The organism is Streptomyces sp. NPDC029292 (assembly GCF_055569295.1).
This window is the reverse complement of the sequence record NZ_JBVHXR010000008.1, coordinates 192,101-210,484: the sequence shown is the minus strand read 5'-3', so window position 1 is coordinate 210,484 and position 18,384 is coordinate 192,101. Positions and strand designations below refer to the sequence as shown.

Sequence of the window (18,384 nt, the reverse complement as noted above, 5' to 3'; positions counted from 1 at the left end):
GTGACCGTGCGAGGGGACTTCAAGGAGCCTGCGAGACCCCGCCCCGACCTGGTCATCGGCCGGGAGGAGCTCTTCGCGGGGGCGCGTGAGCAGCTCTCCGGCGGAGGCAGTGTGCTGGTGCACGGCCCCGCGGGAATAGGAAAGTCGACCATCCTGCGGGCGTTGGCCGCGGAATGCGCCGAATCGGCACGGACCGTGTTGCGCTGCTCGGCCACCGAGTCCGAATCCCATCTCCCCTTCCTCGCGCTGGCCGACCTCATCGGCCTGGTCGTCGACGAGGTCTCCGACCGGCTGCCCGCCCCGCAGCGCACCGCCCTGGAATCGGCGCTCACCGGCCGCGGCGAATCGACCCTGCAACGCGACGGGCTCGCCCTGCGGCTCGCGGTGCTGTCCGTGCTGCGCGCGCTGGCTGCCCAGGGCCCGGTGCTGATCGTCGCCGACGACCTGCAGTGGCTCGACCCGGCCAGTACCGAGCTGCTCGGCTTCGCCGCCCGCCGCCTCGGCGGCATGCCCGTACGGATGCTGTGCGCCGTACGCACGGACACCGAACCCCAGGGACAACAGCACGATCGCCATCTACGCGCGTCCCCGCCGGAGACCCTGGCCGTGCGGGTCGCCCCGCTCTCCCGCGCCCATGTGGCCGAACTCCTCGGCCACCGCGGCTACACCGGCCTGCCCCGCTCCACCGTGCGGGACATCCACCGCACCAGCGGCGGCAACCCGCTCTTCGCGCTGGAGCTGGGGCGCGCTCTCGCCGAGTCCCCGACCCCGCCGAGTCCGGGCGAACCGCTCCCGGTGCCGACCTCGCTGCGCGCGCTGGTCCTCAGCCGCCTGGACATGCTGTCCGCCGAGGCCCGCCGCACCCTGCTCGTGGCGAGCGCGGGCGCCCGCCCCACGCTGGCGCTGCTGCACTCCGCGGGGCGCGTGAACGCCGAGGCGGAGACGGCGCTCGCCGCTTCGCTCGGGCTCCTGGCCACGGAGCGCGAGACACCGGGCATCCGGTTCGCGCATCCCCTCATCTCGGCCGCCCTGTACGCGGAGGCGAGTCCCCAGGAGCGGCGCGCGGCCCACGCCGCGCTGTCCACGGCGGCCTCCGACCCCATCGAGCGGGCCCGCCATCTCGCCCTGGCCACGACCGGTACGGACCCGCGGGTCGCCGCGCGGCTCGGCGAGGCAGCGGACGTGGCCCGGGACCGCGGCGCGCCGTCGGTCGCCGCGGGGCTCGGGCTGCTGGCCGCCCGGCACACCCCGCCGGACACCGTTCCGGGCCGGGACGAGCGGCGGTTGCAGGCGGCCGAGGACGCGCTGACGGCCGGCGACACGGACATCGCGCGGGACATCGCGCGTCAGGTGCTGGCCCGCGCCACCGCGCCCGCGGACCGGGTACGGGCCTGGATCGTCGTGATCGACGCCGCGGGCCATTCCATGGCCGAGATCGACGCCGTCTTCCCGCAGGCACTCGCGGACGCGGGCGACGACCCGCGACTGCTCGCCCTCGTCCGCTACCAACTGGCGTGGCGGGCGCTCCTCGTGGAGGGCGAGATGGCCAAGGCCCGCGAGGAGGCCGCCAGCGCCGCGCGGCTCGCGGCCCGGGCCGCGGACCGGCCCACCGAACTCCTCGCGCTGGCCTTCCAGGCGCAGATGGAGACCCTGATGGGGCACCCGGGCGCCCCGGGAACCATCCAGCGGGCGATGCGCGAACCGCAGGACGCCCGGGTCGCGTGCGACCACAACGGCGCGGGCGCGGTCCGCTTCCGCTGGCTGATCATGAGCGACCAGCTCGCCGAGGCCCGTACGACGATCACGGCGCTGCTGCGCGAGGTGCGGCGGCGCGGCATGGTCGAGAGCGAGGTGCACTTCCTGCGCGGGCTCGCCGAGACCGAGCTGCGCTCCGGGCACTGCGGCCGGGCCCTCGACCTCGCCCGCGAGAGCCTGCGCCTGGCGCGGGACACCGGGATCGGTGAGGCGGCCACCGCCATGTTCGCCTCGCTCGCCGAGGCCGCGGGCGGCGATGTGGACCGGGCGCTCGCGCTGGCCCAGGAGGCCGTCGACCGCGCCGAGGAGGACGGCGACCTGATCTATCTGTCGCGGGCTCTGGGCGCCCTCGGGCACGCCCATCTGGTCGCCGGGGACGCGCCGGCCACGGTCCGGGCGCTGCGCCGGGTACGGGAACTGGAGGAGCGGCTCGGGGTCACCGACCCCGCCCGGGGCCGCTGGCACGGCGACCTCGCCGAGGCGCTGGTGCGGATCGGTGAACCCGTCGAGGCGCAGGACGTCGTCGACGCCACCCGGGAACGGGCGCTGCGCCTCGGCCGCGAGAGCGTGCTCGCCGTCCTCGACCGCGCCGAGGCCCTGATACGCGCCGCACGCGGCGAGCAGGGACCCGCCGAACGGCAGTTGACCTCCGCCCAGGACCGCCTCGCCAAGCTGGGCTACGGCCTCGAGGAGGCGCGGGCCGCGTACGCCCTCGCCGGTCTGCGCACCCTCCCCCAAGCTCTCGGCTTCGCTCGAGCAGGGGGGACCCCCATGCCCGGCCCCACCTCCTACGACGAGGCGGCCCGCCTCTTCCGCCGCTGCCGTGCCCACCCCTGGCTCCGCCAGGTCGAAACGGCGTCCACCGCCCGTCCCGCCCCGGCCCCCCTCGCCTCCGCCGCCCTCGACACCCTCGCGGCGACCGAACGCCAGGTCGCGGCACTCGTGATGGAGGGCGCCACGAACCGCGAGATCGCCGCGCGTCTCTTCATCAGTGTGAAGACGGTGGAGGCGACACTGACGCGGGTGTACCGGAAGTTGGGGATTCGGTCGCGGGTCGACATCGTGCGCTTGGCGGCGGAGCGCAGGACCGGGTAACGCAGGGGAGATGCCAGCCCGCCCCGAGGCCCCTGAACGGGACCAACCGGGCGGCACCGCGCACTAAACACGATCCCTCGCGACCAAGGGTTTTCCCTCCCCCAACTCCCCTAGGGGGTTCCCTCATTGGAGGCGGAAGGCAACCCCTTCTAGCGTGAACGTCGTGCCGCTCGCTCGGGCACACGGCGCACACCCACTCGCGCCGTGCCTGACCCCCCACACCCGCGCGTCCCCCCACCGGCAACTTTCGAGGAGACCCATGTTCGGGCTCAACCGCGCCAAGAAGACCGCTGCCGCCTGCGCGGCGACCGCCGCCGCGGCGACCGCGCTGCTCGGCGCGCCCGCCGCCGTCGCCGCGTCGCAGCCGATCGTCGGCGGCACGACGACCACGACGACCGCATACCCGTTCATGATGCAGATCACGGACGCGTCCGGCAGCCAGTTCTGCGGCGGCACCCTGGTCGCGGCCAAGAAGGTCGTCACCGCCGCGCACTGTATGGTCGGCGAGACCACGAGCAGCGTCCGCGTGGTCGGTGGCCGCACCTACCTCAACGGCACGAACGGCACCGTCAGCAAGGTCAGCAAGATCTGGGTCAACCCCAGCTACACGGACGCCACCAACGGCGACGACGTGGCCGTGCTGACCCTGTCGACGGCGATGTCGTACACCCCGGCGTCGTACGTCTCGTCCTCCGACACCGGCGTGTACGCGGCCGGCACCACCGCCCGCATCGTCGGCTGGGGCACCACCTCGGAGAACGGCAGCTCCTCCAACCAGCTGCGCACCGCGACCGTCCCGACGATCTCCGACGCCAGCTGCAAGAGCTCCTACGGCTCCGACTACGTGGCCACCGACATGGTCTGCGCCGGATACACCTCCGGCGGCGTCGACACCTGCCAGGGCGACAGCGGCGGCCCGCTGCTCATAGGCGGCGTCCTGGCAGGCATCACCTCCTGGGGCGAGGGCTGCGCGGAGGCCGGCTACCCGGGTGTCTACACCCGTCTGACGACCTTCTCGAGCCTGGTGACCACGCAGGTCAACTCGTAGTCACCGATGACCTCCTGAGTACCACTCAGGTGAATGCCAGGGGGCGTTGCGGGCCACCACGAGCGGCCCGCAACGCCCCCTATCCATACTCCGGTTCCCGCTACTTGTCGGCGGTCAGCTTCCCCGCAGTGCCCCAACTGTCCGCCGGCACCTCGTGGATCCAGACGTGCACGCTCTCGGCCGGGATCTTGTACGCGTCGACGAAGGCGTCGGTGACGCGCTTGACGAGGTCCCGCTTGAGCTCGACGTCGCGCGGTCCCTGCTGGATGGTGACGATGGGCATGGCTGAACTCCCTTGTGTACGGCGGCCTTCCGACGTGCTCGCCGCGGTGTGGGAACAGTCCATCGCGTGGGGCGTCGCCGACCAAGAAGCAGCCCGCGACCGCAGCGATCAGCTTTCGTGATCGCCGCAGGCCGCGAGCAGGGCGTCCAGGTACGGCGGCGGTGTCGAGCCGTGCACGGCGAGCCTCGTGGTGAGCGCGAGCCCCGGCGCCCGGAACGGCACATAGGCGACCCGGGGCGTGTGCAGGACGCGCGCGTGGGACGCGTAGACGACCGTCCACAGCGGCCGAGTCCCGATGGTCGCGAGCGTGTCCTGCAAGGAGCCGCTCACCGGTCCCGGCAGCGGCTCGAACCCCGCGTCGTGACAGGCTCCGATCACCAGGTCGACCAGCGCGGGATTGAGACGGCGCGCGGTGATGATCAGCGGCAGCCCGGCCAGCTCGTCGAGGGCCACCTCGTCCCGCGCGGCCAGCGGGTGCCCGGCGGGCAGGGCGGCCACCAGGGGGTCGGTCCACAGCGGCACCACCCGTACGCCCGGTACGGGCCCTTCGGACGTCGCGGCCCGGACGAACGCCGCGTCGAGCCGCCCGTCCGCGACCCGGACGAGCCGCTCCCGCACCGGCAGCGAGACCAGCTCGGCCTGGATGTCCGGCTCCCGTTCGGCGAAGGCGGCGAGCACCCGGTCCAGATGCTCACCGAGCCCGGTGCTGGTGCCGATCCGCAGCCCCCGCGCCGGGGCGACCACCGCACGCGCCCGGTCCGCCGCGGCCAGCACCGCCCGCGCCTCGGGCAGCAGCCGCTCGCCCGCACCGGTGAGCCGTACGTGCCGAGGTGAACGGTCGAAGAGCTCGGCGCCCAGCTCCCGCTCCAGACGCCGGATTTGCTGGCTGACGGCCGACTGCACGATATGCAGCCGATCCGCCGCCCTGCCGAAGTGCAGCTCCTCGGCAACCGTCACGAAATAACTGAGCTGCCGCAGTTCCATGTCCGGGACTGTAGGCCGCGACGGGAGCCGTGTTTCAATGAGCCCCCCTTGGAGGTGATGGGCGTGGTGTCCACGGACCGCTTCCTGGCCTTCGCCGCGATGTCGCTGCTGGTGATCGTGATTCCCGGGCCCAGCGTGCTGTTCGTCATCGGGCGGGCGCTCGCGCACGGCCGCCGTACGGCGGTGGCGACGGCCCTGGGCAACGTCGTCGGCTCGTATCTGCTGGTCGTGGCGGTCGCGTTCGGGATCGGTTCGCTGGTCGAGCGCTCGGTGACGGTCTATCTGGCGGTGAAGCTGGCCGGCGCGGCGTATCTCGTCCTCCTGGGCGTGCAGGCGTTCCGGCATCGCAAGGAGATGAAGGTCTCGGCGATACGGGCGGAGTCCGCGGCCCCGGCCCGCGGCGATCTGCGTACCGTCCTGGACGGCGCGCTCGTCGGCGTCACCAACCCCAAGGGCATCGTCTTCTTCGCCGCGGTACTCCCCCAGTTCGTCGACCACTCGGCGGGCCGACTCCCCCTCCAGATGCTCCTGTTGGGTCTGGTCCCGATCTCCATCGGCCTGGTCACGGACACCCTGTGGGGCCTCACCGCGTCCGCGGCCCGCTCCTGGTTCGCCCGCTCGGACCGTCGTCTGTCGCTGATCGGCGGCGCGGGCGGCTTCACGATGATCGGGCTGGGGCTGACCGTGGCGGTAACGGGGCGGGCGGACTGAGTTCCCCCACGGGGTGAGGGTTCACTTGACGACGGTCCCGAAACGGATGTCGTACGACGACGAGCCCGCCATCACCGTGAGCATCCGCTCGGCCTCCGCCACGACCTCCTCCCGCTGGACCTGCGTGAGCCTGCCGAAGGGCTCGATCGTGAGGACCGCCCCCTCCTGCCGCCACAGGCCCGCCAGGAAACCGTCGACGAGCAGGGTGCAGTACGCCTGGTTGCCCTGCCAGGTGCGGCCCTTGAGGTCGGCGGGCACGATCCGGGAGCGGTCGGCGTGCGACAGGAGCAGGTTGTCGAACTCGGGCAGGAAGCGCGGCGGGGCCGGGGTGTCCGCGTCCGGGCGGGGCGCGTCGGGAAGATCGAAGAGTTCGACGCCGCTCTCGTCACGGAAGGTGACCAGCTGCGGCCGGAGCCGTTCGAAGGCGTCACGCAGCCGGGTCAGGCCCGCCCAGGCCTGCATGTCCTTGACGGAGGCGGGCCCGAAGGCGGCGAGGTAGCGCAGTACGGTCGCGTCCGGGGCGGGGGACGGCTCCGAGGGGCGGCCGAGCCAGTGCTCGGCGGTGGTGAGCGCGACCTGGCCGCTGCGGCCCCACAGTCCGCGCGGGGTGACCTGGACCAGCGGCAGCCGGCAGCGGGCGGCGACGGAGAGAGCGAACGGGTCGGCGTCCGGCCACTCGGCCAGCAGCTCCTCGCGCAGCTGCTTCATGGTGCGCGGCTCGGCCTCCACCAGCTCACGGCTGACCGCGGCGAGCCGGTCCAGGTCGACGCCGGTGAGGCCCTTGCGGAAGGTGACCAACTCCCGGTCGCGCGCGGCCTGCACGAGCGGGCGCAGGGTGAGGGCGTCGTCGGCGGTGTGCGTGTGGATGGTGGAGCGCAGGGTGACGATGCGGACGACCTCGCGCGCTTCCATGGCCGCCGACAGCTTCTCGGGCCGGAACCCCTCCAGGCGGGCGGCGAGGGCGTAGTACGGCGGCTTCACGTTCTGCGCCTGGAGGCCGACGAGGTGCCGGACGGCGTCGGTGGCGGAGAGGGTGGCCCTGCGCAGGAGGTGCTGCCGGTCGAGGGTCGCGCGGTTGAGTGCGCGGGTGTCGAGCACGGGTGCCGCGGAGGTCGTCTTCGTCATGCTCCGCACGCTAGTGGGACTTGCGGACACCCCCTGTCCGCAATCCTTGGGGGATCCGTACCCTCGACTGTGCCCCGCCCCCGCGCCGGGGACATTTGACCCGTATATCCTGCTCCGTGATCACACAGACGCACGACCGACTGTTCGACATTCGACAGGGGAGGCAGCCGCGATGTCCGAGCGACGCGCCCGCCCGGCCTCGAAGAGCGCCAGGAAGTCCGTCTGGCGACGCGCCCTGACCCCACCGGCCGCGCCGCCCGCGAATCCCCTGGCGCCCCGCCCCGACCCGCCGGAGCCGGAGCCCGCCGACGCCGGCAGCGTCGTCCAGGCAGCCCTCTACCGCGACGGCGTACGCGTCTCGACCCCGGCGACACTGGCCGAGACCTTCCGTCAGCTGCGCGACGAGCCGCACGGCATGGCGTGGATCGGCCTGGCCCGTCCGACGGAGGCCGAACTCCTCTCCCTGGCCGCCGAGTTCGACCTGCACCCGCTCGCCGTCGAGGACGCGCTGGAGGCGCATCAGCGCCCGAAGCTGGAGCGCTACGGCGACACGCTCTTCGTCGTGCTGCGCGCCGCGCGCTATCTGGACGCGCCCGAGGAGGTCGAGTTCGGCGAGCTGCACGTGTTCGTGGGCCCCGACTTCGTGATCACCGTCCGGCACGGCGCCGCACCGGACCTCTCGGCGGTGCGCCGCCGCATGGAGGACACCCCGGAGCTGCTGAAGCTCGGCCCGGAGGCCGTCCTCTACGCGATCCTCGACTCCGTCGTCGACGGCTACGTCCCCGTCGTCTCCGGCGTCCAGAACGACGTCGACGAGATCGAGACCGAGGTCTTCCGCGGCGACCCCGAGGTCTCCCGCCGCATCTACGAACTCTCCCGCGAGATGGTCGAGTTCCAGCGCGCCACCCGCCCCCTGGTCGGCATGCTGCACGGCCTGATGGCCGGCTTCGCCAAGTACGGCACCGACGAGGAACTCCAGCGCTACCTCCGCGACGTCGCCGACCACGTCACCCACACCAGCGAACGCGTCGACGCCTTCCGCCTGGCCCTCACCGACATCCTCACGGTCAACGCGACTCTGGTCACCCAGCAACAGAACGCCGAAATGCGCGCGTTGGCCGAGGCGGGCTTCGAGCAGAACGAGGAGATCAAGAAAATCTCGAGCTGGGCGGCGATTCTCTTTGCTCCGACGCTCGTTGGAACTATTTACGGCATGAACTTCGAGAACATGCCGGAGTTGAACTGGGGCTTCGGGTACCCCTTCGCGATCGGTTTGATGGGAGTGGTTTGCGTCAGTCTGTACGTGATCTTCAAGCGGCGGGACTGGCTCTGAGGGACCGCTCCGAGAGATCAGCCATCCGCCAGGACGAGCCGCAGGACCGGTGGATTCGTGGTGTTCTCGCGGGAGTTGACGATGACGGCGAGTCCCGCGCTCGCCTCGGCAAGGGCGAGGCAGACCGGGTCTCCAGTAGCGTCGACGTGTGACGTCACGTCGAAGGCCAGCCAGGCCTTCGTCGTGGTGGCGGGTGACCGTCGACAGGGCCGTGCCAAGTGCGGGCTTCGTGTTCCAGGTGAGGGCCGATTCCGTCCACGACGTGTCGGAGACGCCGTAGGCCGTGAGGGTCGCGGTCGTGCGCGGCGGGGCCGGGGTGTCCGCGTCCGGGCGGAGCGCACGAGGCCGTGTTGGACAACACCGTGACCGTGGGCGAGGCCGCGCGGGCCGACGTCCGGGCCTTGGTGAAGCCGGGGAGGAGGACGTAGGCGTAGGAGGCCGACGAAGGAGCCGTTCCGTGCGGGAGGCACAACGACACGTACTGGCGGGTCAGGCTGTCCGTACCCGCTCACGTTGATGTCGCTCCAGGCACCCGTCCTGTCGGTGCGGACCGCCTGGACCGTCGCACCGCCGGGGAAGAGATAGCCGCCCGCTTCCGCCAGATGCGTGTACGACGCCACAGTGAGCGTGCTCGACCAGCCGGCCGAGGTGGACTGGGCGGTGCCGTCGACGGTCAGCACCTGAGTGCCGCCCTCGTGCAGGTTTCGGTTCTCGACGACCGTGACTACGTTCGCGCCGCTGCCGCCGGTGATGCCTGCGCCGAGGCAGACGACCGAGTCGTCGAGGCAGAACCACGACTTCTTCGCGACCAGCGTGGAGCCGTACTGCCGGAAGTCCATCCCCACACTGCCGTACAGGCCCGCGAGGCTCGCCCCGCCCACCCAGGTCGCGGCGGAGCGGGTTCCGGTGCCGGCCGGCGGCGGCGGCGAGGGTGAGGGTGTCGACCGTGGTGCCCGGCATGCGGTACGGGTCCACCTGGGCCAGAAGGCGTCGGTGAACCGGCCCAGGTCAGCGGCCAGATACAGATAGCCCATACCGTCGCCCGTGTGCCAGCCGTGTGTGTTCTCGGTGTTGATCGATTCGTAGCAAGCCACACGCGACGACGACATGGCGAGGGCGTACGCCCAGCCCGAACGCGGTGCACGGCCCGGTCCATCGCCGGGAACTGGACGTGGCCGTTCGGCTCTTCGGCGGCGGTGATCGAGGAGTCGGCAAGCACGGGTGCAGCCAGCGCGATACCGGCGATGGTCGAGGAGTCGGCGAAGGCGCGTACGACTCGCCCCGGGTGATCGAACCCTTGGCGAGCTGCTTGAAGCGGGTCGACCGGGCCGTCGTTGAAGCCGAGTTGGCGGCTCTCAGTACCGACTGGATGATGAGGTTGCCGTCGTAGAAGTCGGTCTCGGCGTAGCGGCTGACGGCTCTGCCGCGGACCGCGTCCATGCACAGGCCGTTCCACATCCAGGGCGCGAAGGCGCTGTCGACCGAGTCGTGGATGTGGGTGGCCTCGGTGTCGGTGATCTCCCAGTCGGAGCCGGCCGTCAGCTCGAAGAGGGCGGCGAGGCCTGCGCAGCAGGATCATGCCGTACGTGCCGGTGTACGGGACGTAGGTGTGCTGGCGTGGTGCAGCCAGGGCGCCAGCGTCGCCGCGGAGTCGGCGGGGCGTTCCCCGCCGCGCCAGGTGTGCAGGACGTCCCAGACCGCTCCTACGGCGGGATGGTCCACGTCCGCGAGGACGCGGGCCACGTCCGTGGCGCGGGGGTGGGAGTCGTGGGTCTCCAGCAGCAGACGCGTCCCGGCGTCGGCGGCGAGCGGGACGGCGGCACGCAGCCGGCGTACGGCCGTCGCGTCGGCGGACCGCCCAGGTGCCGAGGCGCCTGGGAAGACCCGTACCCCCAACGCGCCGATGTCTTCGGCGAGTTGGATCAGCCCGCGCAGCTCGGCCAGTACCTCGCAGTCGCCGGTCCGCTCGTCCGCGACCCGTACGTACGACGCCACCCACAGACCGCGTGCGCCGGCCCAGCTCAGCCGGGTGACCAGACGGTCGCGCGCGGCAGCCGGGGAGATGGGGGTGAGCAGGCCCTCGGGTGGGGCGCAGCGCAGCTCCACTCCGGTGCTGCCGCTCGCCCGGGCGAGGTCGGCCACTTCGTCGAGGCCGGCCTCGGGGCAGCCGAGGGTACTGAAGGCCCACTCCGGCGGGGGCCGCAGGGCAGGTCAGGCAACGGAGGCTCCAGGGAGGTGACCTTCCTGATGAGGTGCGGGTGTCAGTACTGGACGGCATCGCGGCGCATCACCCGGCGGATGAGGACGACGAGGACGCCGACGAGGGTGAGCATGACGACGACGCTCGCGGCGGCGGAGCCGTAGCGAGGGATGCCGCCGGAGGCGAACGCCTCGCCGTACGTGTAGACGGGTGTTCCAGACGCCGGTGTCGGGCATCTGCCCGGCGGCGCCCGCGAAGGCGAAGATGAACTCGAAGACCTTGACGGCGCTGATGGTCCACAGCACCGCGCACACCCCGACCACGTCCCACATCAGCGGCAGCGTGACGTGCCGGAACTTCTGCAGGGCGTTGGCGCCGGACAGGTCGCAGTCCTCATACAGCCCGGGCGGGATCTGGTCCACGGCGGCCATCAGAATGGTGGTGTAGAAGCCGGTGGAGGTCCACACCAGGCCGATCATGATGACCGTGAACAGGTTCTCCTGGCCGAGCCAGTTGGGCGGGTCGTCCACGCCCATCACCCCGGCGAGGGCGTCCGCGATCCCGTCGTGCTGGAAGAGGAAGCCCCACAGGATCGCCAGCCCTACCTCGAAGATCACATGTCAAGGCGCAGGCCCGGCCCTTCGAGGGCTGGACCGGCAACGACTCAGGGCATGCCGCGCGACATCGCGCGGCATGCCCTGAGTCGTCGGCGTTGCCTGACTCAACGAGGGGGAAGGTGTGCCTGACTGTCGATGCCGCCGAAGGCGTTGACCTGTGCCGTGGGGACGTGGCTCTCGTTGGCCTCGCTGCCCCGGCCGAAGTGGTTGAGGAGCAGGTTGAGGAGGACGGCAGCGAGGCATCCCGCCGTGATGCCCGATCCCAGCACCATGGTGACCGGCGTGGGCAGACCGTCGTAGAAGCCGCTCGACGCGACGGGGAAGAGGCCGAACGCGAGGGCGACGGAGACGATGATGCCGTTGTGGCCGGTACTCAGGGACGCCTTGGCCAGGGTCCGGATGCCGGCGACGGTGATCGAGCCGAAGAAGACCACGCCCGCCCCGCCGAGCACGGGCAGCGGCACCAGGGCGACCAGCGAGGCCAGGACCGGTAGGAGACCCATGAGCACGAGCATCGCCCCGCACAGGGTGACCGTGTAGCGACTGCGGATGCGGCTGATCGCCACCAGGCCGACGTTCTGCGCGTAGGAGCAGCTGACGAAGGCCCCCAGTGTGCCGCCGAGCACGGTGCCCAGTCCTTGGGCGCGCAGGCTGCCCGCGATGACGCGGCCGTCGACGGGTCTGCCGACGACCGAGCCCACGGCGATGAGGGAGGCGGTGGACTCCGTCATGGAGACGAGCATGACGACGAGCATGGTGGCGATGACCGGTGCCTCGAACTGCGGGGCGCCGAAGGCGAAGGGTTCGGGGAGCGCGAACAGCGGTGCCTGAGCAAGGGTTTGGAAGTCGACCTTGCCCATCGGGATCGCGGCGGCCGTGCCGACGACGAGGCCGAGCAGGATCGCGACCCGCTGGAGGAAACGCCCGCTGAGGAGCCGGTGGAGGAGCAGGGTGACGGCGAGGGTTCCGGCGGCGAGCGCCAGGTTGGACGCCGAGCCGAAGTCGGCGGCCTCGCTGTCACCGCCCCGGGCCCACTCCCCTGCCACCGGCAGCAGCGAGAGGCCGACCAGCGTGATGACGGAGCCGCTGACGACGGTTGGGAAGAAGCGGACCAGCCGGCAGAAGACCGGCGCGAGCAGGAAGCAGACGGCCCCGGCGACGAGCGTGGCGCCGAACACCAGGGGCAGGGTGTCCTGCCCGCGCGGCACGGAGGCGGCCAGGATCGGCGAGACCACGGCGAACGAGACGCCGTTGGTGACGGGCAGCCGGGCCCCTACGCCCCAGAGGTTCAGGGTCTGGGCGACGGTGGCGAGGCCCGCGACGAGCAGGCTCGCGGCCAGCAGGGCAGTGAGCTGGGCAGGCGGCAGACCGAGCGCGCCGCCGATGATCAGGGGAGGTGCGGCGAGGCCGGCGTACATGCTGGCCACGTGTTGCAGTGCGGCGGGGATCATCCGGCGTATCGGGAGCACTTCGTCGGCGGGATGCGCGGGAAGAGTCGGAAGAGTGGGCAGCCCGGAGTGGGCCGGGGTGGAGCGGTGATGCTTGGCTGACGTGCGCGAGCCAGGGGAACGCATGCGGACAGTCCCTCCGAGAGACCGCCCGGCAGACGCACGGCCGGACGGTCACGAGCATGGTGCGGCCGGTGGAACCCGGAACAGGTGGACGGACCTGCCCGAGGGGGGACATGGGAATCGCGCCGCGTTCTGTGGTGCAGAGATCGGCGCAATTCCTTCTTGCGGAACTTACTTTCCGCTGTGGACGACCGGACTCTATGGACTCCGGTAGGCTCCGTCAACACCTCCAATTAACCCATGCGATTCCTGTGATTCCTCGGAGGTACCTACGAGGGATGCGCAAGGCCTGCCGGAGGCACGGGTCTTGGCGGGGGCGCCACACGCGCTTACGGTGTCCGGCTATGTCACGCCCAGATGATCTCCACAGCCTGTCCGAGGGCGAATTTTCCGCCTATCCCCCACTCCGACCCCGCCGCGCCGCCGAGGAGCGCGAGCGACTCGACCTGACACCCGACCAGGTCGCCGGGGCCGTGTCCGCCTTCCAGGGACACCTGCTCCACCCCGACACGCTCCTGGCCTGGGAGCAGGGCACCGGAGTACCGACACCCCGTCAGATCAAGGCCCTGGCCGCCGCGTTGTGGTGTTCGCCGGCCGATCTGCTCGGCGAGCCCGCCACGCTTCTGCAGTGCCGGACGCTGCTTGGGCTGACGGTGGAACAGGTGGCCACGGAGGTCGGCATGACACTCGGCCGCTACGCCGAGGCGGAGCGGCGCAATCGCTGGCGGGGGTCCGCGCGGCAGACCCAGGCGCTGTTCACCGTGCTGCGCCCGCCACCCGCGTGTTTCGTCAGGGCGTGCGGGCGGACCGGGCAGCTGCGTGTGCTGTTGCGCGAGGCGGTCACCGGGTGGTGGCCGAATTACGTACGGCCCGTCGCGAAGATCGTCCCGGTGCCCGAGGAGGAGATCCGGCGCACCCTGGAGCAGTTGCACCTGGCATACCAGCGGATCGAGAACCACGACCGGACGGGGGCCGCCGCCGAGGCGGTCGAGCAGGAGGCGGCGGTGTTCCTCGACTGGATCGACGAGCGTCTGTGGGCCTGGCTCGGCGGCCAGGAACCGCGCTGACGTGCACCTCTCCGACTTACTCATCGCCGGGAAACCCTTGACAGAGTCGCCGCCTCATGAGGCACTGAGTGGACCCAGCCCAATGGATTCTGCTTTCCGCATCGTGGACGATCAGATGGTGCAGTCTTCGGCAGGGCACAACAGAGTTCGCTCACCCCGCGACACCTGACCACGGGCAACCTCCGCGTTGCCCGTCTCCTCGGGCACTCCTGCCGCCCGCTCGACCGCGTCGTCGAAACACACCACCGGCTCCAGGTGGCGTCGGCCGCTCCCCGACGCCGGGCCCTCGATGAGCGCATCGCGCGTCACAGCAGTCCAGGAGGAACGTCCCGTGCCATCCACTCCCAGTCCCACCCCTGCACCGGCCACCGAGCCCGATCCGGCCCCGGCCGCGGACCCCAACGCCAAACACCCGGTCGACCAGATCCTGCCGCCCGCCAAACTCCTCGGCGCCGGGCTCCAGCACGTGGCCGCCATGTACGCCGGTGTCGTCGCCCCGCCGCTGGTCGTCGGCATCGGCGTGGGACTGAGCACGACAGAGATCGCGTTCCTCATGAGCGCGAGCCTCTTCACCGCCGGTATCGCCACCCTGCTCCAGACCATCGGCTTCTGGAAGGTCGGCGCCCGCCTCCCCTTCGTCAACGGTGTCTCCTTCGCGGGCGTGGCCCCGATGCTGGCCATCGCCAAGGCCGAGGGCCCCGAGAACGCGCTGCCCGTGATCTACGGCGCCGTGATCGTGGCCGGCATCTTCGGCGTCGTACTCGCGCCCTGGTTCTGCAAGCTCATCCGGTTCTTCCCGCCGGTCGTCACCGGCACGGTCATCACGCTCATCGGCGTGTCCCTGCTGCCCGTCGCCTTCAACTGGGCCCAGGGCGGCAACTCGTCGGCCAAGGACTACGGAGACGCCAAGTACATCGGTCTCGCCGCCGTGACGCTGCTGATCACTGTGGTGCTGCGCAGGGTGCTGACCGGCTTCCTCAAGCAGATCTCCATCCTGCTCGGCCTGGTGGTCGGCACCCTGATCGCCCTGGCGCTCGACATGGCCGACTTCAGCGGTGTCACCGACGCCGACGTCATCGGCTTCCCGACGCCGTTCCACTTCGGTGCGCCCCAGTTCACGGTCGCCGCGGTCCTCTCCATGATCATCGTGATGATTGTGTCGATGACCGAGACCACCGCCGACGTCATCGCCCTCGGCCAGATCGTCGACAAGCCCGCCGACGAGAAGACCCTCGCCGCGGCACTGCGCGCGGACGGCCTGGGCACCGCGGTCAGCCCGCTCTTCAACGGCTTCGCCGCGAGCGCCTTCGCCCAGAACGTCGGCCTGGTCGCCATCACCAAGGTCCGCAGCCGGTACGTCGTCGCCGCGAGCGGCGGCATCCTCATCCTGCTCGGCCTTTGCCCGATGCTGGCGTCCGTCGTCGCCCTGGTGCCGCAGCCCGTCCTCGGCGGAGTCGGCCTCGTCCTGTTCGGCACAGTCGCCGCCAGCGGAATCCAGACCCTCGCCGGGGCCGCCCTGGAGCGCGGCGACAACGTCCTGATCGTGGCCATCAGCCTCGGCATCGGCGTGATCCCCATGGCCGCCCCGGACTTCTACCACGACTTCCCGGAGAGCGTCCGCATCGTCCTCGACTCCGGCATCAGCACCGGCTGCATCGTCGCGGTACTGCTCAACCTCGCCTTCAACCACATCGGCCGCGGCAACCGGACCGACGCCACGGAGCACGACACCACGGCGGAAACGGCACTCGCGCCGGCTGCCCCCGTGCACTGAGCACAGGCGGTGGGGGCGGCGGTCCCGGCACGCCGCCCCCACCCACGAGAACTTCCTGTTCTCGCGGGTCGTCTCACGGTCTTGGGATCCACGATCGCGCGATGGCGTCACACGGCGGACAGAGTGGCGATGTCTCTCGGGTGCCCGTCGACCATCGCCGGCATCGCCCACGCGGCCACGCGGCCACGCGGCCACGCGGCCACGCGGCCACGCGGCCACGCGGCCACGCGGCCACCGACAGCTTCCAGGACGCCGCGTGCACACTGCTCGTGACCACCCTTCGTGACCGTGGAAAGTCATCGGAAGAGCCGTGCCGACATGCCCCATCGACCACTGGCGGCGAGGCCCTCCGGGGAGAATCCGGGGAGTACGGCCGACGCTGGGGAGCGCGTGGGGGGAATCGACTGCGCAACAGCACAGGAATCTGAAAGATCCAGAAAGTTGGATCAGCCCAGGCAAGAAGCAGGATCAGCGGCATCGCCGCAAGTCAGGGCTTTCCGGTAGACAACTTCAAGAAGATCTCCAGCTGGGCCGTCATTCTCTCTGCTCCACGCTCGTTGGAACTATTTACGGCATGAACTTCGAGAACATGCCGAAGTTGAACTGGGGCTTCGGGTACCCCTTCGCGATCGGTTTGATGGGAGTGGTTTGCGTCAGTCTGTACGTGATCTTCAAGCGGCGGGACTGGCCCTGAGTAATCATCGCGAGAGGCGCTGCCGTGAGGGAGTGCAACCCGGATCGCAGGCGCCGACGACGCGTTCGAGGCCGCTGGGGAGAATCTGGGGAGAATGAGCCGCGCTCCGATCCGGGCGGTTTCCCTCGATCACAGGCGTTGACCTGCAATGGACTGCCGCCCAGGTCACTCCGTCGGCACCCCGGCAGTCGCGCTCGCCACAAGGCCCACGTCGCACGTGCGCTCCACCCGCCACACCACCCCCTGCTGTGACGCACAACACATAGCACAATGCAAGTTTTACCCAGGGCAATGATCGACCGGCCTGTCACGTCCGTACCCCCTGCCATACCCCGTACGTACGTCAGGAGGCACCATGCCCGTCTCACGCAACTTGGTAGGAACGGTGTTCGTGGGCGGCACGTTGAGCCTGACCCTCGCCGCTCTCGCCTACCCGGCCATACTCGGCGTCCAGACCACATCCAGCTCCCCCACGCGGATCATCGCCAACACCCGCTACGGCCCACTCACCGAGGCCGACCGCGACTTCGTCGTCAAGGTCCGCTCAGCCGGACTGTGGGAGTACCCCCTGGGCGAGATCGCGATGAAGAAGGGCTCGACACCGGAGATGCGGGAGGCCGGCAAACACCTGATCGTGGGACACGCCGGCCTCGACGCGCTGTGTCGCAAGATCGCCCCGGAACTGAACATCACCCTGCCCAACCAGGCCACCCCGCAACAGCAGCAGTTCGTGGCGACCTCGAACGCCCAGTCCGGCAAGCAGTTCGACACCACGGCCGCCAACATCATGCGCGTCACGCACGGCCAGATCTTCCCGGCCATCGCGAAGATCCGCGCCAGCACCGAGAACACCCTGGTGCGTCAGCTGGCGGACCTGGCCAACGACACGGTCCTCGACCACATCACCGTGCTGGAGAAGACTGGCACGGTCAACTTCGACCAAGTCCTCTTCCAGCAGACCACCCCGCCGAAGCTCCCCAAGGACCAGGTCACCCCTCCCCCGCCGCAGCCGGGCGCGCCGGTCGTCGCCCTCACCCCGCGGCCGGACCTGAACGTGAACACCGCCTCCCCGACGCCCAGCCCGTCGGCCGGCTGATCAACGCCGGCCGGCGCCTTCCCCTCCGGGGGACATCAGGGCAATGGCGGGGAAGGGCCGGAAAGCCGATAGGAGCGGACGACCGCGAACGCGTCTCTGGGCCGGGTGGTCCGCTCACAGCCCTGGCAGTGTCGACCTTGAGCGGCGCCCCGTGATGATCCGCCACCGAGCAGAGGTAGCGGCCGAGCCCGCCTCGCCGTCGGCCGGCGCGGGCATCCCGGTCCAGACACCGACGAACGTCATGTCGGCGACAGCCCCGGCTCCGAGGGTCCCGGCGAGGAGCCCCTGCCCGGCCGGCCACCACGGCGGCAGACCGACGAACTCCGCGGGCCCTCACACCACGCGCCGCAGGTATGCCATCAGGTGTGGCTCCACAACAGGAGAGAGTCGACGTCGTCGGCGCATGCCCGCTCCACCCCCACCGTCTTTCCCACGTTCTGCACAATCCGTCAGGCTCAGAGAAGGACGGCCTCGAAATCCGCCGCCGACCGCCCTCGAGGGGTCACGCGTCGTGTGCCACCGCGGCGTCCATCACCCAGCCGAGCGGATGCGGCTCCGGGTCGTCCGCCGCGGGAGCCGGGGGCTCTCCCCCCGCCTCGTTGAAGGCGGCAAGAGCCTCGATGAGCGCTGCCCTGTGCTGCGGGTCCAGCCGTTCGACGATCGTGGCGATCTCGACTCGGCGCCGGGCGGTGACGTCCTCGACCGCGCTGCGCCCTTCCTCGGTGAGTTGCAGCAGGGTCTCACGCCGGTTGCCGGGGTTGGTCTGGCGGCCGGCGAGCCCTGCCGCGATCAGCCGGTCGACCATGCGCATGGCGGTGGAGGGCGCCACCTGGAGCAGGTCGGCCAGCGTGACCAGCTTGGTGGCACCACGGGTGGACAGCACGACCAGCATCCGGAACTGCGGGAGGGTCACCCGGTCCTCGACCTCGGAGAGCGACCGCGCGGAGACCGCCACCAGCAGCCGGGACGCGGTCAGCACCGCCCGGGTGACGGCATCGACATCATCCATCGCCCCTGCAGGGGTCTCCCTC

Annotated in this window: 15 protein-coding genes and 3 pseudogenes; 9 read left to right on the top strand and 9 right to left on the bottom strand. The window is 70.9% G+C overall.

Features of this window, described 5'->3' with window-relative positions; translation table 11 throughout:
• Together ACZ4WS_RS19730 and ACZ4WS_RS19725 are read left to right on the top strand one after the other, a co-directional pair.
• Positions 1 to 2,850, top strand: coding sequence for an ATP-binding protein (locus tag ACZ4WS_RS19730; RefSeq protein WP_467982009.1), 2,850 nt, complete (start codon positions 1 to 3; stop codon positions 2,848 to 2,850).
• Positions 2,851 to 3,109: 259 nt separating this feature from the next.
• The gene (locus ACZ4WS_RS19725; RefSeq protein WP_467982008.1) at positions 3,110 to 3,898 is read left to right on the top strand and encodes a S1 family peptidase; all 789 of its coding nucleotides are present in this window, start codon (positions 3,110 to 3,112) and stop codon (positions 3,896 to 3,898) included.
• Between the two features lie 100 nt (positions 3,899 to 3,998).
• Here ACZ4WS_RS19725 and dmpI read toward each other — a convergent pair whose 3' ends face one another.
• Positions 3,999 to 4,181 (bottom strand): 4-oxalocrotonate tautomerase DmpI, encoded by a 183-nt coding sequence (gene dmpI, locus ACZ4WS_RS19720; RefSeq protein ID WP_467982006.1) that lies wholly within the window; start codon positions 4,179 to 4,181, stop codon positions 3,999 to 4,001.
• On the opposite strand from dmpI, the gene ACZ4WS_RS19715 reads away from it, so the two are divergent.
• On the top strand, positions 4,180 to 4,302 hold the full coding sequence (locus ACZ4WS_RS19715; RefSeq protein ID WP_467982003.1) for a hypothetical protein: 123 nt from the start codon (positions 4,180 to 4,182) through the stop codon (positions 4,300 to 4,302). The genes dmpI and ACZ4WS_RS19715 overlap by 2 nt on opposite strands.
• Here the strand turns inward: ACZ4WS_RS19715 and ACZ4WS_RS19710 are convergent.
• On the bottom strand, positions 4,290 to 5,165 hold the full coding sequence (locus tag ACZ4WS_RS19710; RefSeq protein WP_467982001.1) for a LysR family transcriptional regulator: 876 nt from the start codon (positions 5,163 to 5,165) through the stop codon (positions 4,290 to 4,292). The two genes, ACZ4WS_RS19715 and ACZ4WS_RS19710, sit on opposite strands and share 13 nt — an antisense overlap.
• 63 nt (positions 5,166 to 5,228) lie before the next feature.
• Here ACZ4WS_RS19710 and ACZ4WS_RS19705 point away from each other — a divergent pair, with 63 nt between their 5' ends.
• Positions 5,229 to 5,876 (top strand): LysE family translocator, encoded by a 648-nt coding sequence (locus tag ACZ4WS_RS19705; RefSeq protein ID WP_467981999.1) that lies wholly within the window; start codon positions 5,229 to 5,231, stop codon positions 5,874 to 5,876.
• A 21-nt stretch (positions 5,877 to 5,897) separates the two neighbouring features.
• Here ACZ4WS_RS19705 and ACZ4WS_RS19700 read toward each other — a convergent pair whose 3' ends face one another.
• A complete protein-coding gene (locus ACZ4WS_RS19700) occupies positions 5,898 to 7,001 on the bottom strand; it encodes a winged helix DNA-binding domain-containing protein (RefSeq protein WP_467981997.1) in 1,104 nt (367 codons plus the stop codon).
• A 172-nt stretch (positions 7,002 to 7,173) separates the two neighbouring features.
• Here ACZ4WS_RS19700 and ACZ4WS_RS19695 point away from each other — a divergent pair, with 172 nt between their 5' ends.
• Complete coding sequence (locus ACZ4WS_RS19695) at positions 7,174 to 8,334, top strand: magnesium and cobalt transport protein CorA (protein WP_467981995.1); 1,161 nt, start codon at positions 7,174 to 7,176, stop codon at positions 8,332 to 8,334.
• 509 nt (positions 8,335 to 8,843) lie between these two features.
• Here the strand turns inward: ACZ4WS_RS19695 and ACZ4WS_RS19690 are convergent.
• The 5 genes and pseudogenes from ACZ4WS_RS19690 to ACZ4WS_RS19670 all read right to left on the bottom strand — a co-directional run.
• Positions 8,844 to 9,458: pseudogene (locus tag ACZ4WS_RS19690) on the bottom strand (polysaccharide lyase family 8 super-sandwich domain-containing protein); the annotation flags it as partial.
• Positions 9,343 to 9,888: pseudogene (locus ACZ4WS_RS19685) on the bottom strand (hypothetical protein); the annotation flags it as partial. The pseudogenes ACZ4WS_RS19685 and ACZ4WS_RS19690, both read right to left, overlap by 116 nt.
• 21 nt (positions 9,889 to 9,909) lie before the next feature.
• Positions 9,910 to 10,476: a sugar phosphate isomerase/epimerase family protein gene (locus ACZ4WS_RS19680; RefSeq protein ID WP_467981993.1), complete on the bottom strand. Its 567-nt coding sequence runs from the start codon at positions 10,474 to 10,476 to the stop codon at positions 9,910 to 9,912.
• Between the two features lie 69 nt (positions 10,477 to 10,545).
• Positions 10,546 to 11,151: a carbohydrate ABC transporter permease gene (locus ACZ4WS_RS19675; RefSeq protein WP_467981990.1), complete on the bottom strand. Its 606-nt coding sequence runs from the start codon at positions 11,149 to 11,151 to the stop codon at positions 10,546 to 10,548.
• Between the two features lie 104 nt (positions 11,152 to 11,255).
• Positions 11,256 to 12,569 (bottom strand): nucleobase:cation symporter-2 family protein, encoded by a 1,314-nt coding sequence (locus ACZ4WS_RS19670; RefSeq protein WP_467982252.1) that lies wholly within the window; start codon positions 12,567 to 12,569, stop codon positions 11,256 to 11,258.
• A 497-nt stretch (positions 12,570 to 13,066) separates the two neighbouring features.
• Between ACZ4WS_RS19670 and ACZ4WS_RS19665 the strand changes: the two genes are divergently transcribed.
• From ACZ4WS_RS19665 to ACZ4WS_RS19650, 4 genes and pseudogenes are all read left to right on the top strand, one after another.
• A complete protein-coding gene (locus ACZ4WS_RS19665; protein WP_467981988.1) occupies positions 13,067 to 13,789 on the top strand; it encodes a helix-turn-helix domain-containing protein in 723 nt (240 codons plus the stop codon).
• A 289-nt stretch (positions 13,790 to 14,078) separates the two neighbouring features.
• Positions 14,079 to 15,563, top strand: a complete 1,485-nt coding sequence (locus tag ACZ4WS_RS19660; protein WP_467981986.1) for a nucleobase:cation symporter-2 family protein — start codon at positions 14,079 to 14,081, stop codon at positions 15,561 to 15,563.
• 503 nt (positions 15,564 to 16,066) lie between these two features.
• Positions 16,067 to 16,257 (top strand): annotated as a pseudogene (locus ACZ4WS_RS19655) (CorA family divalent cation transporter); the annotation flags it as partial.
• A gap of 355 nt (positions 16,258 to 16,612) precedes the next feature.
• A complete protein-coding gene (locus ACZ4WS_RS19650) occupies positions 16,613 to 17,353 on the top strand; it encodes a DUF4142 domain-containing protein (protein WP_467981985.1) in 741 nt (246 codons plus the stop codon).
• A gap of 502 nt (positions 17,354 to 17,855) precedes the next feature.
• Here ACZ4WS_RS19650 and ACZ4WS_RS19645 read toward each other — a convergent pair.
• Entirely contained in the window at positions 17,856 to 18,362 is a 507-nt protein-coding gene (locus ACZ4WS_RS19645; RefSeq protein ID WP_467981983.1) for a MarR family winged helix-turn-helix transcriptional regulator, read from the bottom strand.
• Positions 18,363 to 18,384: the final 22 nt, after the last annotated feature.